The following is a 15,471-nucleotide window of genomic DNA, read 5'->3' as shown; positions in this document are numbered from 1 at the left end:
TGAGCTGGAAACAGAGGCATCGGCTAACCGCACCAACGATAGAACCAGCGCGCGCGGGCAAGACGTTGGAGGAACTCACCAACGGTGTCGATCCGGTCACGGCGGTTGAGGGCAAGGCCCGAAGCGAGCACCCGCCATTGCGCTGGCGAAATAGTCGGCGGCGGCGCCGGTGTGAGATTTGCGTTAAGTGCCTCGTTGGCTGGCAGCTGCGCATACGGGTGGTTGCCCGTCAGGCTCAGATAGGCGACCACTGCGAGAGAATAGACATCATCGCTTTCTGTCCGTGGCTCCCCCATCAACATCTCCGGTGACGCATATGCCGGTGTCAATAGTCCAATGTCGTCGGTCAGAGCGGTGGCCTTCTCGCCTTGCGGCGGAAGGTCGAGCAAGATGACTGTTCCAAAGTCCACAATTTTGATTTCGCCGGTCGAGGTCATGAAGATATTTCCCGGTTTGAGGTCACCATGCAAGATCCCTAGACTGTGCATGTGGGCGAGGCCCTGCCCAGCGGCGCGGACGATCTGAAAGGACACGGAGGGTGACAGCGGTCGTCTCTGACGATCGGCCAGGACCTGCGCCAACGAGCGGCCCTTCAAGAGCTCCATGACCAGGTAATGGTACTTGCCGTCATAGTCGGAATCGTAGATCCGCGCTAAATTCCGGTGTACGCAGTCACGCAAAAGACGCGCCTCGCGGTGCAACAGCTGTACTAATTTCTGGCGCATCTTCACATGTGGTTGGATGACCTTCACTGCGATTTCTGGACTTTGTTCACGCGCCCACAGGCCGATCCGATCGACCGCACGATAGACGGTGCTAGTGCCGCCCTCGCAAATCACCTCTGCCAGCTCGAAGCGGCCACCGAGCACGTATCCCAGGGGGGGCTCACTCACAGCACAGCCTCGAGTAGGCATTCGATGATCGCACTGATATCGTCGGTCGCCTGTGGCGCAAAAGCGCAAGGCCCTGCCCGTTGGAACGTCGATCCCCAATAATACCTTGAGCTCATGAATGGAGTTGCCGTTGCGATCTAATTCTGGCCCGCGTAAAGCGCGTCGCGTCGCTTGCTCATCACCACCAGCGGGCCGCGCACCAGCATTGCGGCCGACCTCACCACTCGTGCCAAGGTGCCAGCAGCGGCATGTGCCTGCCTCCTAACTACAAAGCTGAGCACTCTCACCGCGCTCCTATCATAGCTGATCCGGACATCGGAACGAACGAAGGACACCCAAGCTGAACGGATTGCTCACACTTTCCGCCCGCAATTCATATGTCACGTCTGGCCGCTCGGGCCGTCCGATCGTGAGCGTGAAACGATCGGTAGCGCCACGCGAGGCGGGTCGCGAGGCATCGATCAGACGGAATAGAGCCCAAGGGCCTAACCGCTCAATCCTCTCCTCGGTTCCGTCCAGAGAGGTAAGGGCGACTGAGGCCGTGCTTGCCTCGGTTCGACTCGGCCATTCAAGGTCGTAAGCGCGGGGCGCCTCGTGACGATAGACGATCTCCTTGCCATCCATGACAAAAGTCGCGCGCAGAAGTCTAGAGGCGAGATAAACTGGCTTGATGCTGAGCTTCACGGCCGGAGCGGAACCTGAGCCGTTGAAAAAGGACCTGCGAATCTCCCTCGCGCTTTGAAATTGAGTCAGGGCATCGGCATCAATCGGCGCCGCCGCGCGGTCGAGAGTTGCCCGCGCAAGGCCGGTTCTGTCCTCGATGACGAATGGCGACAGGTACTTCTGAAAAAACTCATCGAGAATACCGCCGGGGCGAAAGAGATTGCTGAAGTCCTTTAAAGTTACGTCCTCGCTCGCGGCCGCAAAGAACGGATAACGCTGATAGACGCCAGCTTGGCAGATCGGTGCCACTTCCCGTGTCCAAACGGCATTGACATGACCGTGTGCCTGTTGAAGCAAGACGCTCCATGTCGAGAGCGCGATGTCGTTCATGATGGTACGGACCAGTTCGGGTCGTAGCGCTGAGTCAGCGCGCAAGGCACCAAAGGCATCGTTGCTAGAATCCCTGACGCGTCGCTGAAAAAGCTGAAATGCGGCCTGGCCGGGATCGGGCGCGGTCGCGATGTTGACCATTGTCGCATATAAGGCGCCGAAAAGATTGCGGATGTGATCCATGCTCGGCGTCTGTCCCGAGGCTCCGCCTACGCCCAGTTGGAACAGAGGCCGGAAGGCTTCCGTGATCCGTGTTCCCGGCCAGGGGGCGTCGCCGAATGCAGCCGAGAACACGGCAGCCGTTGTCTCACCCGGCTTGGCAGTGATCTGCTCTCCGGGCCGCGGCAGGTTGGTATTGTCGCGTAGGAGGGAAATGATCTGCTGCAATGCGCTTTCAGGACCAGCTAGCCCGCGCAGGATTTCCGAAGCCCGGCGCATATCGTCGAACTTGACAACGCGGACGCTGCTCAGTGCGGTTGTCCAAATATGAATGTAATCGGCAACATAGCGATCGATGACTTTGCGCACGAGCTGTTGTGTGTCCGCCGTATCGAACGAGCTTCCGGCAAGGACCCAATCGCCATTTTGCTCGTCCTGGACAATGCGGGGAAGCTGCGGCAGCAGGAAACCCATCAAACCATCCCGTGTGAAGATGCCCGGAATGATCGCGGTGCCGCCAGAAAAAGGGAGATCCTGCCGACCAATTGTGGGGAAATTAGTCTGGGGCTTAATCTCCAGCTGACCGGATCCCAGCAGACTAACGAGGTCGATTGGCCGGAGCTGCGCGTTCTCAGCGGCTTCGCGCAAGAGCCGCGCGTAGACCTGCTCGACGAGCGGACGTTCCATCAGCCGCGAGCGCACCGCAATCACGAACTTCCGGTCGCTCGTGATGGGTCTCGGCAGCAACTCAATAAGACGTGAAAAATGCTCCTGCAGTTCGCGAGCTGATGTCGTCTCGAGCGCAAACGTAAGCGCCACTTCCCTGTGCATAGCCTCTTCGATTTTGCCGCGATCGAAATGGCTCGGGTCGCTCAGCATCAAATAGATGCGGAACATTTCCTTGGCCTGGTCCAGCATAGTATCGTTGCCCGCCTGCAATATCGCGTCAATCCGAACGGCGAGCCTTCCAGCAAACACCGGCAACAGGCGGTCGACCAGAATCTGATCATAAGTTCGTTGTGTAGCCGGCGCGAGCACCGGGGTCGCTGAAATGCCGAGGCCACCGAGCCATGCAACCCAAGTGTTCTCGCCAGCTGTCAGGCGCAGCCGGCGCGCGGCGTTGAGGGTCGGCAGGAGCCTAGTCAGATTCAGCGACTCGTGTGGTTCGTTCAGGCGCGCTTGCATTGTCTGTGCGGCCATTTTGGTTTCAGCGATGCGTGTTTCGCTACGAGCGAGCGCGTCGTACCACTGCGTGAGCGCGGCGACCGTCAGTATGACTGCCGCGAGAGAGCCACCACAGTGGACGATCGCAAGCTTGCGCTCGAGTTTGAGATTGCGGCCGACCAGCCCCTGCTCCGCGAAGATCACATCGGTCAGCAACTTCTTGATGAAGAATGTTTTTCCCGGCCCAATCGAGGGCGTGGGTGGGCTTGCGTGCAGACCGAAATTCCTTCTGATGGCACCGCTCATCCGCTCGATCGGCACTCCTTCCTGGGCAGCGCTAGTCAAGTAAACCCCACGGAGCATCGGCTCCACTTCGAATCGGCTCGGCCGGAAGACCTCGCTAACGAAGCCGCTGACCGCGGTCCGCAGGCTCCACAATTCTTTCGGGAACATATACATCATTACCCGACGGTCATGATCACGTTCGCCATGCATGCGGAACGCCAAGTTGCTCTCGAGCCGCTCGGCAAGTTGCTGAATCTCCTGGGTTACGGAGTCGTCGATGTGATCGCCTGGTCCCTCGAGAGGAAAGGTCCTGCCCCAGACCTGGGCACGACCATCATGGTCGAGATCGTCGAAATACTCGGCGAAGCCAACTATCAGATCGCATTTGGTTACCAGAACATAGACCGGAATACGCATACTAAAGGTCTTGGCGAGCTCCTGTATCCGCGAACGAACCGACTTGACGAGCCTGCGCTGGTTGTCCTGGCCCGATAAGAGATCGTGCAGGCTGACCGCAACCAAGATCCCGTTGATCGGTCGCCGGCGCCGATGGACGATCAGAAGATCGAGAAAGCCATGCCAGGCCGCGCGATCCACCTCGGCATCCGCATCGTGTGTCGTATAACGGCTCGCCGTGTCGATAAACACCGCCTCTTCGGTAAACCACCAGTCGCAGTTTTGCGTACCGCCGACACCGGCCACCGGATCGACGCCGAGCCGTTCGGCCAACGGAAACTCGAGCCCCGAGTTGCGCAGGATCGTTGTCTTTCCGGCCCCTGATGGTCCAATGATGATGTACCACGGCAACTCGAACAGATAGCTCGGTCCGCGCTTGCCGCCGAACGCTGTATCGCGCAGGACCTTCAGCGCGTCCTCGAAGCGTCCACGGATGAGATCGATCTCCTCCTCGCCACGATTTTTGGAAGTCATGACGAGCCCCTCGCTCGTCATCAATGACTTGATAACACGTCGGTTAGCACGGCGCGCTAGCCAGTAACGCACAAGGATGGTGACGACGACCGTCAAGGAGAAGCAACCGATTGTGGCCGCGCGAACCGGCATCGAAACCAGCGGACGCTGATCGAACACGTGAAGGTGGGAGCCGCCGAACCAGATCAACGTGTCGACCAGCAACAAGGAGACCAGCGTAATGATGCCTCGAGCCGAAACGAGGGCCACGAATCGAGCGCCAAACAACCTGCACCTCCCTCTTAGCGCGGTCTAGACTGGCCGACTATGACGAGCAGTTGCTCAACGGGCGCGAGGTCGTCCGACAGGCGCCAATGAAAGACACCGTAGCCGGTAAGCCCAATCACGGCCGCAGCGGTAAAGATGATCCATAGCGGTACGTACCGACGCATGCGTGTACGTATTTTGGCGCCGCGCCACCGGATCGATAGCGCGGCCACTGGTTCGCTCGTATGATCCCGCAACAGACGCCGAACGTCGGAACGCAGGTCTTCAAGCCGCTCGCGGCCTCCTTCCACCACGCGATATTTGCCCTCAAACCCCAGCAACAAGCAGATGTTGATGAGCTTGAGCAAGGCGAGGTATTTGGCCGGCTTTGCCTGCACGCGTTCGAGTATCTGGAAAACCATCTCGCCCCCCCACGTCTCGTTATGGAAATGGTTGAGCAGGCTCTTGTCACTCCAAGCGCTCTCACTGCCCCAGCGCGTGGTCATCACCGCTTCGTCCAGCAACGCGCATATCACGTAACGGGCGGCTGTGACATCGCTGCCGCTGGCCTGATCTTTAGCCGCACGCAGCTCGAAACGGTGGATCTGGTCCACCATCTCACGTCGCAGCACGCTGATATCGGCGTTGTTGATGACGCGAAGCTGCGCGACAACCAAAAGGATGGGCGTTGCGGCCGCGACCAGGGCGTCCTCCATTGCCTTTGGCTCGAAAAGGCTTTGCATGACCATCTCGGCATGGTTCGCTGCCCACACCTCGTTGGATTCAGATACCCGCGACGGCAGAGCGCCGGCCGGGAGGGCAATCTTCGGCGCAACGCAGGCGGAGGATTGCCCGACTTGAGCGTTACGGGTCGGACCGACCGGCCTGCGACCGATGACTGTCGGTTCATCCATGTGTTTCGGGCCCGTCACGTACGTCCCCTACGGATGGCCCAGAACTCGAGATGGAGATCCGAGTAGTCACCGCTGACGTGGAACGCAAAGGCGGCCGAGCGCGGCAGGATTCGCCACAGCTCCACCGACTGGTCCAGCTCGAAATAGACGGCATTCTGGATGTAGGGCAATTCACGGGGCGCCACGGCGAGCGCGCGAATCGGAACACCTGGGAGCTGAAGGTTGACGAGATCGCGAATCTGCTCGACCGAGCCCACCTTCAACTGCGCCGGAAGCTGGTTGCGCAACGTCTCGCCCGGAACGCTTGCCACGGCAATGAGAACGAACCGAGAGTCCTGGAACAAGGTGCGGTCGGTGATCAGGCCGGTCAAAATGCCATAGCCTCGGTCCTGCAACGGAAGCGATATTGCGGCGCTCTCGATCACAACAGCCAGCAGCCCGCGCAGAATATGAGCCAACGGCGTGAAGCAGCTTTCCAGGTCCTCATGCCGATAGGAAGGCACCTCTTGCGACTTCCGCCGATCGCCAACGAAGCTCGACAGCTTTCCGGTCAGGCTCAGCAACGCGCGGAAGAGCGTTTCGGGATGATGCGACCGCGTTGCTGCGAAGTGGTCAAACACGGCTTCTGCGCCATTCACGATCGATAAAGTGATAAGATCAATCAGTCCGGCTCCGTCCGCCGTCATCCGCGAGGGATCCGCGCGCGCAGCAAGGGCGTCTGCGCGTGTCCGCAGCAGCGATCTGACCTCGTTCAACAGCGCGATCAGCGACTTGGCTGCGTGGATGTCGATGGCGGGCGGAGCGTAGGTGTCGGATAACGTAATCGCGCGAGCCGGATCGATATCACGGATCCGACAGATAGGCAGCGTGATCAGATCACCCTGTTCTTCGCCGTCAAAGATGAGCTGTGTTGATAGCGACGCAACCTTGATATCGACCGGAGCCTTTTCCGGCAAGGTCGCATTCCGGATCTGCAAGACTTCCTGATCGTGTCGGCGCGTTACTGTATCCCCGGAACAGACGTCGCTGCCGGCCTGCCGGCGCGTACCCACCGCGATCTTGACCAGCAGATTCTTCGCAGCCGGTGGAGGGATCCGTCCGGTCGGAAGGCGGACATGCTCCGGCGCATGAAGGGCCGTGCCGTCCGGCATAATGGCTTCAAGTTCGGTAAGTGCGACTTGGCCAAGCGCCAGAAGATTACGATCAAAGGCAATTCGTCGAATGCCCCAGCCGTAGCCGAGCAGACCGGCAACGCGGTTCTCGACTAGTTGTTCGACCCAGCGGTCATATTGTTGAAAGTGCTGCGGCCGCACCAACATGCCTTCGGACCAGATCGGTTTGCTTGTCGCAGACACCAGTTCGTCGCCTCTTCGCTGACTTTCCAAAAACTGCATGTGCCCCCGGCGGCTGCTAGTGGTCACGACGGACCCGTCAGAGGAGTTTCCACCAGTTTCGAGTGGCTTCGTGCTCAATGCTGACTGCTTGAGCAGTCAATTTTACCGAGATTCTATTGTTACGATCGGGCTTGATTTCGGCAGTTGAGCGCCACTGGGCATCGTTGCCCGCGCGGAAGCCCGCGATCACGCCGATATTTTTGGTCTCGATCGGCGTATCGCGCTCAAAGTCCATCTTATCGCCAGGCGCCAGCTCGACTTCGCGCTTGGCCACCAGCTCCGGCCCAAGTCGTTTGGTGTCATCGTCGAACAGCTCGAAAAACTGCGCTCGGGTGAAGGTGGTCGTCGACTTCAGTTCATAAATGCGGACGACGACCGGCGACGGCTTGCCGTACACGTTGGGATTGACGAATTCATCGGCCTCGATCACGAACTTTATCGGCGTCGACTTGGCCGACTTGTCAGTCGAACAATTGGTGGCTGCAGCGGCCATCAGCAACGCACCGCCAACCACGGACAAACGATGGGCTGTATTCTGCGGCGCCATCAGGCCGTCTTCCCTTCATTGCGGCCAGATTCTGAGCGTTGCGTTTCATAGCTTCGAGCAAACTCTTCTGCGACGTAGGAGCGAGCGGTTTGATCAATGTCATTGACCATCGATGCGTGCAGTTCCACATATCTGTCCCACAACTTGGCCTTATTGACGCGCGCGCCGAAAAGCCCGCTGATTGCACCGTCGCTCTCGATACGCTGGGGGCTCATGTGCGTGAGCACATTGCTGACGGCGCCTCTCATTGCCGCCATTGCCGCGAGCTCATGGGCCTTGATGTCATCGAAGCCTGCGCGCACTGACCGGGAGAGCAACCGGAATCCGCGATCCTTTCCGAGCGCCTCGCGGAGGACGTGACTGCTCTTGGTGAATTGTAATGCGTTGTCATTCCCGGCCGGTGTCTGCGTCGGCCTGATTTCACACTCGTTCTTGAGCACAGCCCAGGCCGCCAGTATCGAATGCAGCCCGTCCGTCATCTCGGCGACCGCACGGCCGAGTTCGGCAAAAATCTCTCGAAGCTGTGCTGGCGGCACAAGATCCGGATTGAAACCGAGCGCCTCCCAGAGCGCCTGCAGTTCGTCTGTGTCGGATGAAGGGGTCGCAGGCAACGGCGGAGGACCACTCCTTGTCTCGCTTCTTGTCTCAGGAGTGCCGACCACGCGCGGCGCAGCAGTTTCCTTCAGTCTCAATGGCCGCCGATCGATCTCCGGATGATCGGGCGGCAGCGTCCTTGAACCAGAATTCGGCAGTTTCCCGAAGTGATTCGCCGGAGGAGAGGCGGTCGGCCTAGGCGCGATCTGGAGCTCGTTCGGCTCATTGATGCGCACCTTTGTTCGCTGCGATGACGCCGACGGCGTGCAGCACGAGACCGACTCGGGCAATAGATCGCCAAGATCGAGATCCTCAGGGATGATTGGCGCAGGATGGCCATCCGGCGGTACACTCCTGTCATTGGAGGGGGCAGGGGGCAGCGATTGCGATGGCTTGACCAATGGCGTGCCGGCCGATGACAACAGAATTGATCCGACATTTCCCGGTTGCTCGTGCGAGAATGGCCTCTGAGTCGTGGCAGCGCTCGATCGTGGCCGAGGAAGATCAGCCAGTGTCGGGTCCACAGCCTCCATGTCGCTGCTGAGCGGCTTGTCTCCAGGCGATGATGGCAGATAAGGTGCCGGCGACTCGCATTGGCCCGCTGAATAGAAGATCTGGCGCGTGCCGCTCACTCTGGAGGGTTCGAGCGGAACATGCGCATCGCTAGCCGACCGTCCGGAAGTCGGAACGGCTGCGTTTGCGGACTTTTGGATCAGGGCAGGAGAGCGCAACGTCGGCGTTGTCCGGCCGACACACACCGCTTTCGACCCCGTTAAGCCTAGCGGTTGTCGTTCCTCGACAGGATCGTCCTCGATCATTACCGAGAGGATGTAATTCGCCAAGTATAGCGTATCGCCATCAGCTAGCGGCGCGGTATTGCCGCGCCCCAGCGGGGCGTCTACCGTGTTGATGTAGACGCCATTGGTGCTTGTATCGGTGATCGTGAAACCGACGCCATTGAATGCGATCAACGCGTGGTGTCCTGACAGCGTGTTGGTTGGATCTAGAAGCCGCCAGTAGCAACCAGGCCCGCGACCGATGGAGCCCCCTTCCGGTCCAAACGCCTGCGTTGCGTTGCGGCCCAAGGTCGCGGCGTTCTCCCCGAGGACTCCGAGTGTGAGATGCATCTCGCACCTTCAGGCTTGCTCGCCGGCACACGTGATTATCGGAGCGCCCCATCGGACTTGCCGTGGCGGCCGCATTACTTTCGATTGGATGGCCTTGTCGCTGGACCGATCGATCATCTCATTCGCCGGTGGCGGACGGCGCAACGGAAGGTCTCTTCGTGCGCTCGGCTGCATCGGAGGCCGCGCGCGGCTTTCTCTCTCAGAAACAAGGGCATGCGAACGCAAGCAAAGAAGCGCGGTAGTCTTATGCATCTACGTGCACCCCGCCAATTAATGTTGCCAGATTCAGTAGCAACGGCCGTGCCAGTGGCAACTCCAATCTAAGCCACTGATTGGACATAAGACTCTTTGGTTCGGCGATGACATCGCTGTTCTTAAACTGACAGAAGCTCGTGCAGCCGTCAGACACCGGACAAAGTGGCCCCTCAGGCAACTTTTGGCGGCCCAACGTCATCTCCGCTATCCCTGACCAAACGGACAGCTGCAGCTTGTTGACTCCAAGATGGTGTTGATCTGGGACCCCGGAGATGCGTCGCCGCTTGCGGCAGGCAGTGTACTCGACGACCCGGCAGTGCTTGCGTCTTGAAACGAGCGGCGAGAAGTCCGGGTCCCCGCCAAGTTATTGTGGACGCGAGTTCTGCCCGGAGCTCGCATATTGGAGTTCAATATCGACGGCATTTGGCAGGAAAACTTCTTTGCCGCGGGCCGTTTGAAATTGTCGCTATCCATAGAGAGAGCAGATGCGGTCCGGGTGTAGCGCCCGATCGGCTTTCTGCTTCACGAGATTCGCATTCTCGTCGTCATTCACGGCAAGACAAAGCCGCTCTAGGAGGGCAAGGTCTAGGCGTCGCGGAGGTGCACAACGCCCCGATACAGGCGACGGCGCCGAACGCAAAAAGATTGCGCGCAGGCTGAAAAGACCGCGCACACGTGGTGAGGGGCGTTGGCTGTCTCGCCGAGCGTCACGGTCAAGCAACTAAGCCATCACACGTCACAGTCACGCTTGCGGACAAAAGGGAGCGCGCTTCGACGCCATGCCCGGCCAACCACTCGCGCCGCCTCGCGGCGGCTTTTGGCCTTAGATGTCACCAATCGGATACAAAAGCAGGAGGAGATGTCTTCGCTCGGGCGTTCGCAACCGAAGGCGTTGCAGTCCAGAGGTCACAGCCAGTCGGGATTCTTGACGAAAAGGCTGTCGAGCAAGAGACTGTAAAAGTAGATCACTTCACGCGCTGGATGATACGGATTATTGTAGAACAGCATGTCTTCTATCAGACCAGTCAGCACTACTACATGCCCGTCCAATAGTGTTTTGTTCCCGGAGATTGGCGGCATACATAGCGCAGCCCAGATTGGCCCTCGTGCGATCAATGTTGCTGCAATAAAATCACGCGTAAAACCGTCATCTGGCTGCTCGAGCCTCTCTAATCCTTCGGTGCGCGCTAACCAGTCAAACTGGTATCTATTCATGCCTACGTTAGCTCCCCAAACGGAAGGTAGACCCAGCCGAGGCCCTGGGCGAAAGTAATACGACAGCATGCAAGCACAAGCATACCAACAATTGTGGTCCCCATGCGGTCGTACATTTCCGGCATAGTCTCGTCGCAGGTTTAATTGGCCGCCATAGCCATGTTGTTGGCCGACAAGCGGCACATCCAGCTTTACGTTTAGCACTCTACAGCCCTCTAAATTTATCACCGGGTTGAGCAAATGGCGTGCCGAACGGCGGCGGGGCTGGTCGGGGTTGAGCAACATGGTTTTCGCGACCTCACGGCAATCCGCGCTCGCTGCATCCGCATCGAACGGCGCATGCAGGTGACGGCGTGCTAGCGCATTTCATTGCTCAATTGAGTCGGAGGGGATTCCGGTTTTTGGCCGATTGTGTTCAAGATGCTGACTGGATTGGAGGCCAGCATCGCATGACCCGACCTCTTTTCCTGGATCTTCGCGAGCGTGTGGTGGCGTCGGTTTTGGCGGGCGAGAGCTGCCGGTCTGTGGCGGAACGGTTTGATGTGGAGGTCTCGTCGGTAGTGAAGTGGTCACAGCGGCAGCGGGCGACCGGCTCGGTTGCGCCAGGTAAGATGGGCGGTCATCGCAAGTCTGTGCTTGATCCGCACCGCGCCTTCAGCGTGGAGCGGATCGCTCAGACGCCTCACCTGACGTTGCATGGTCTGAAGGCGGAACTGGCAGCCCGTGGGGTCAAGGTCTCACACAATGCGGTCTGGCTGTTCTGCGCCGGGAAAGGCTGCGGTTCAAAAAACCGTGTTCGCTCTCGAATAGGCTCGCACCGACGTCTCTCGTAAGCGCCAGCGTTGGCAATCCTGGCAGGCCGGGCTCGATCCGAGCCGGCTCGTCTTCATTGATGAGACCTGGATCAAGACCAACATGGCCCCTTTGCGAGGCTGGGACTCCAAAGGAGCACGCCTACGCGGCTTCGCTCCGCACGCTCACTGGCGTACCCTCACATTCGTCGGTGCGCTCCGCCGTGATCAACTCACGGCACGCTGCGTCGTCCATGGTCCGATCAACGGAGAATGCTTCCGCGCTTATGTGAAGCACCTTCTCCTGCCAACCCTGCGCGAAGACGACATCGTCAGAAGTCGAGAGCTGTCAGGCAGATGATGCAGATGATGAGGCTGCTGGCGTCAGGCTCTGGTACCTGCCGCCATACTCGCCCGACCTCAACCCGATCGAACAGGCCTTCTCCAAGAGCAAACACTGGATGCGGCAGGCTCAGAAGCGCACCATCGAGGACACTTGGCGCCACGTCGGACACCTCGTCCAAGACATCCAGTCTCGCGAATCCGCCAACTACTTCGCCAACGCCAGTTATGCTTCAGCCAAAACGTGAAACGCTCTAGCGGTCGTAAGGAGTCAGGACACGACTCGGTGCACCGGCATAGCAGTCCCTCGATCATACAAGCCATCGGACAGCAGCGCGCTATGGGCAACGTCTAACCGGGTTGGGTGCGACTCCGGTCCGACCGATGATCCGTGACGCGCGATGATGGTTCAGTATCCCGCCACCGCAGTGATACACCCGAACAACTCGAAAACAATCACAATAGAACAAGGCTTCCCGTTCCATTGGGCGGGTCGATCCATGTCGTCCAACCTAACTCTCCTTCGCCCAACGCCCATTCCGGTGTCTGCCCGAGCGCTAATTCCAGCTGGAGATCCCACGCCAAGGGTTCGCGCAGAATAACCCTAATGAGACGACAAAGGATGGCATGGCCCTCGCAACCGGGTAGCAGTAACCGAAACTGCTGCTGGTTGAGCGGGCCGAGGGAAATTCGGAATTTGCCTACCATGTCCGGCATGGTTTCACCGGCAAGGGTATCGACGCCGAGCTCAAGACCAGGTCGGCCAAGGCGCCACTGCGCCTGCCGCGGAATATCGATCTCGCGCCAGATGAATTCCTCGACCCGGGCTGAAATGTTGAGATGGCTGGAAATCAAGCCGGCCACAAGCTTGGCGGACCGGCTGCGCAAGGCAAGGACGCCGGCATGCGGCAGTAGCCGCGCCCGCCATTCCCGTTCCGTGGCTGTGTCTTCCCCGGGCACGAGTCCAAAGAGCGTGCCAATGAGCACCGAAATCGCGTCGGTTGCGCCCTCCTCGAATCGCAAATGGTGACGGTAGTACCGCCAGATCTGCAGCAGCAGGCTGATCAGACGGTGATTGAAAAAATCAAAGAAATCGCCGAGTGATCCCATGCCGTCTGCATGCAGGATCCGCTCGGTGTAGAAGGGCGGTAGCGGCGAGGAGGGGCCATGCAGCCCGAGGAAGTTGACGTTGACCTCCACGCGCTCGCAGGCGGCCTTGGCCTGTCTGATGCCCGCGATCTCTTCGGCAGAAAAGCCAAGGGTTGGCGCCGCACGGAAGCGCACCGCCTCCCGCGCGGGATCGTCGGTGGATCCGATCGGGGGAGCGTCGCGGAAGCGCCGCTCGAGATGCGCAACCAGCGAAAAGAACCCGAATGCCGAAAGCTCATCGCGCTGGTCGGGCGCCGTCAGAGTGCCGTCATCGATCCACTTCTCGCTGGCCATAGGTAATGTGCGTTGCTTTCCGTGCCACGAACCGAAAACTGCTGCAGCGTATTGATGTCGGCAAACGTCGCAAAGAAAGCGTCAAGTACCGCTCCCAACAGGAACAATTCGCTCTCGCCACCGATCTTGCTGTCGATCACGGCTAGCTCGATATTTCGCATTCGGATCGGAGCGCCGCGCACCACGTGATCGGTATCCGTGCTCACGAACTGATCAAGGCCTTCGAGCAACAATTCCAGGCGGCGACGCGCCTGAACGTCGTAGACTGCACGAAATTCGTAGCTGGCAAGAACAGTCCGCAACGCATCGACGTTAGCCATCGCTCCGTAGTTGCGGGCCAGATTGGTCAACAGACGTCGCAACAAGCCATCGCTCACCGGTGGCGGCACTTCTGCAACCACCGTCGTGATGTTGGAGAAGGTCAACGATCGAGGTGTATCAGAGGTCGGCAGATCCACACTACCGATGGGTAAACGGTCAGCAATGGGTCCGTTAGAGCAGGTCAATTGCAGGGATGCGACGTCGATCGGCGGATGTTGGCCGATGTCGAGCCGGTCAACGAAGCTCACGTAGTGATCAACGCCCCGGCCGACCACCGCCGGCCGGATACGCTCGCGAAAGTATGCGCGGTTGCGCTCGGCGCCCGGCAAATCGTGGCGCAACAGGTCGAATGGCTGGAACTCAATGCGTTCGGGACGGCCTTGGACATAGCCCGTCACACCATCGACAGACCGGATGGTGAAGTTTGGCCCTCCCGAGGCAAGCACGCGGTATTCGGTCTTGGTCCGATTCAGCCGAATTGGTGAGGCCTCATGGCTGAATACATTGATTGCCGGCGTGCAGTTCAAGCAAATCTGGCCTTTGCCGATGCGTAACTGGGCAGGGAACGGGCGCCGAAACTCGAAGGTGAGCCTGCACTCAGTCTCCGTGTGGGCTGCAAGCGGCTCAAGACCAGATAATTCGACGTACAGAAATTTCGACGGATAGCTCAGATACTCCTGAATGATTCGGAACCCTGAGAAAGCGTTGTGCGGCCAGGGCAAAACCGCCTCATCATCGCTAAAGCCGACGGGCGCGATCTGTGCTGAGCCGATTGCGGCGACCTGTCGATCGGCGACGGTCACATGTCCGTACGAGGCGTGACGGCACAGCCATGCCAATAGGCAGCGTCCCGCTTGCGGCTCTCGCTCGGTCGAGAAGAAAAGACGGAGCCGGCCCTTTTTGAGACATGACAGGTTTTGCTGGCCGGTTGCTTTGATACCCAATGTAAGGCGAGCGGAACTTGTCCGGTTCTCGAGCTGGACATCAATTATCTCAAGCGGCAGCACGTCAATTGAGTAGCAGGTGGCGAACGTGCAGTTCGTTCCCCCAATCGGTCGCGAACGCACGCTCGTGCCGGCCGGCACGTTCAGGCTCGCAGCACTCGCCGATGATTTCAAGGCAAAAGACAGGGTGGTGATGGGCGGTAGGGCTTGAAGATATTGCGGCCACACCATCCGCAACAAGCCGTGGACAAATTCGGGGAATTCGTCGTCGAGCTTTTGGCGCAGTCGCGCGACAAGGAACGCAAAGCCTTCGAGCAGCCGCTCCACGTCGGGATCGGTGGCATCCCGCCCGAGAAAGGGCGCAAGCTTCGGATTGGCCAACGCGAAGTCGGCGCCAAGCTCGCGCAAATAGGAGAGTTCGTCCTCGTAGTAGGGATTAAGGGCCACCGCCGCCTCAACCCCTTATCCGAACGTGCTTGTCGCAGATCGCATGAAAGGAAATTTGCTTCATCTGGTCGTCATAATTAAGCGTTGCGTTGACGTGAAAGCTCAGCTGCAGCGGGTTGTCGGGATCGGCATGAAAGTGGATCGACACATTCTTCAAGCGGGGCTCAAATGTCTCGATCTGCTGCTTGAGCGAACGGGCGAGCTCGCGTACTGCGTCGGCTCCCCGCCCTGCCGCCTCATCAAGGTCGGGCATGCCAAGGTCCGGCCGTGTCTCGCAGCAGCCCTGGCGCGAGTTCAGAACCCGACGCAGGTTTTCCAGGACGCTTGCCCGGAAACGGTCGAACGACATCTGATGGGTCGCCGCTCCGTCCTCCAAGCGCTCCATAAGACTGCGGTCGAACATCGCC

At 59.3% G+C, this 15,471-nt stretch carries 10 protein-coding genes and 1 pseudogene; 1 reads left to right on the top strand and 10 read right to left on the bottom strand.

Translation table 11 applies throughout. The features are described 5' to 3' along the window. Window positions 1-23: 23 nt before the first annotated feature. The 7 genes from HZZ16_RS32610 to HZZ16_RS38025 form a co-directional block, all read right to left on the bottom strand. Window positions 24-893, bottom strand: coding sequence for a serine/threonine-protein kinase (locus tag HZZ16_RS32610; protein WP_197954385.1), 870 nt, complete (start codon window positions 891-893; stop codon window positions 24-26). A 297-nt stretch (window positions 894-1,190) separates the two neighbouring features. Then, on the bottom strand, window positions 1,191-4,733 hold the full coding sequence (gene tssM / locus HZZ16_RS32605; protein ID WP_197954383.1) for a type VI secretion system membrane subunit TssM: 3,543 nt from the start codon (window positions 4,731-4,733) through the stop codon (window positions 1,191-1,193). Window positions 4,734-4,765: 32 nt separating this feature from the next. After that, window positions 4,766-5,644 carry a type IVB secretion system protein IcmH/DotU gene (gene icmH, locus HZZ16_RS32600; protein WP_197954375.1) on the bottom strand — a complete coding sequence of 293 codons (879 nt, stop codon included), beginning with the start codon at window positions 5,642-5,644 and terminating at the stop codon, window positions 4,766-4,768. Window positions 5,645-5,658: 14 nt separating this feature from the next. Continuing rightward, window positions 5,659-7,038, bottom strand: a complete 1,380-nt coding sequence (gene tssK, locus HZZ16_RS32595; protein WP_197954373.1) for a type VI secretion system baseplate subunit TssK — start codon at window positions 7,036-7,038, stop codon at window positions 5,659-5,661. Window positions 7,039-7,075: 37 nt separating this feature from the next. After that, complete coding sequence (tssJ, locus tag HZZ16_RS32590) at window positions 7,076-7,585, bottom strand: type VI secretion system lipoprotein TssJ (RefSeq protein ID WP_197954363.1); 510 nt, start codon at window positions 7,583-7,585, stop codon at window positions 7,076-7,078. Beyond that, on the bottom strand, window positions 7,585-9,306 hold the full coding sequence (locus HZZ16_RS32585; RefSeq protein WP_246510571.1) for a type VI secretion system-associated FHA domain protein: 1,722 nt from the start codon (window positions 9,304-9,306) through the stop codon (window positions 7,585-7,587). Before HZZ16_RS32585 ends, tssJ begins: the two co-directional genes overlap by 1 nt. Before the next feature lie 1,161 nt (window positions 9,307-10,467). Then, complete coding sequence (locus tag HZZ16_RS38025; RefSeq protein ID WP_197954353.1) at window positions 10,468-11,061, bottom strand: papain-like cysteine protease family protein; 594 nt, start codon at window positions 11,059-11,061, stop codon at window positions 10,468-10,470. Window positions 11,062-11,225: 164 nt separating this feature from the next. Here HZZ16_RS38025 and HZZ16_RS32575 point away from each other — a divergent pair. Beyond that, window positions 11,226-12,157: pseudogene (locus tag HZZ16_RS32575) on the top strand (IS630 family transposase). A gap of 208 nt (window positions 12,158-12,365) precedes the next feature. Here the strand turns inward: HZZ16_RS32575 and tssG are convergent. The 3 genes from tssG to tssE are packed head-to-tail and all read right to left on the bottom strand — an operon-like array spanning window position 12,366 to window position 15,467. Further along, window positions 12,366-13,352, bottom strand: coding sequence for a type VI secretion system baseplate subunit TssG (gene tssG / locus HZZ16_RS32570; protein ID WP_197954352.1), 987 nt, complete (start codon window positions 13,350-13,352; stop codon window positions 12,366-12,368). Continuing rightward, window positions 13,316-15,064, bottom strand: coding sequence for a type VI secretion system baseplate subunit TssF (tssF, locus tag HZZ16_RS32565; protein ID WP_197954348.1), 1,749 nt, complete (start codon window positions 15,062-15,064; stop codon window positions 13,316-13,318). Before tssF ends, tssG begins: the two co-directional genes overlap by 37 nt. Before the next feature lie 7 nt (window positions 15,065-15,071). Next, window positions 15,072-15,467, bottom strand: a complete 396-nt coding sequence (gene tssE / locus HZZ16_RS32560) for a type VI secretion system baseplate subunit TssE (RefSeq protein ID WP_197954340.1) — start codon at window positions 15,465-15,467, stop codon at window positions 15,072-15,074. Window positions 15,468-15,471 lie beyond the last annotated feature (4 nt).

Source organism: Bradyrhizobium glycinis (assembly GCF_016031655.1).
Lineage (GTDB): Bacteria > Pseudomonadota > Alphaproteobacteria > Rhizobiales > Xanthobacteraceae > Bradyrhizobium > Bradyrhizobium glycinis.
The sequence above is the reverse complement of the archived record's forward strand: the minus strand, read 5'-3'. Positions and strand labels throughout refer to the sequence as shown.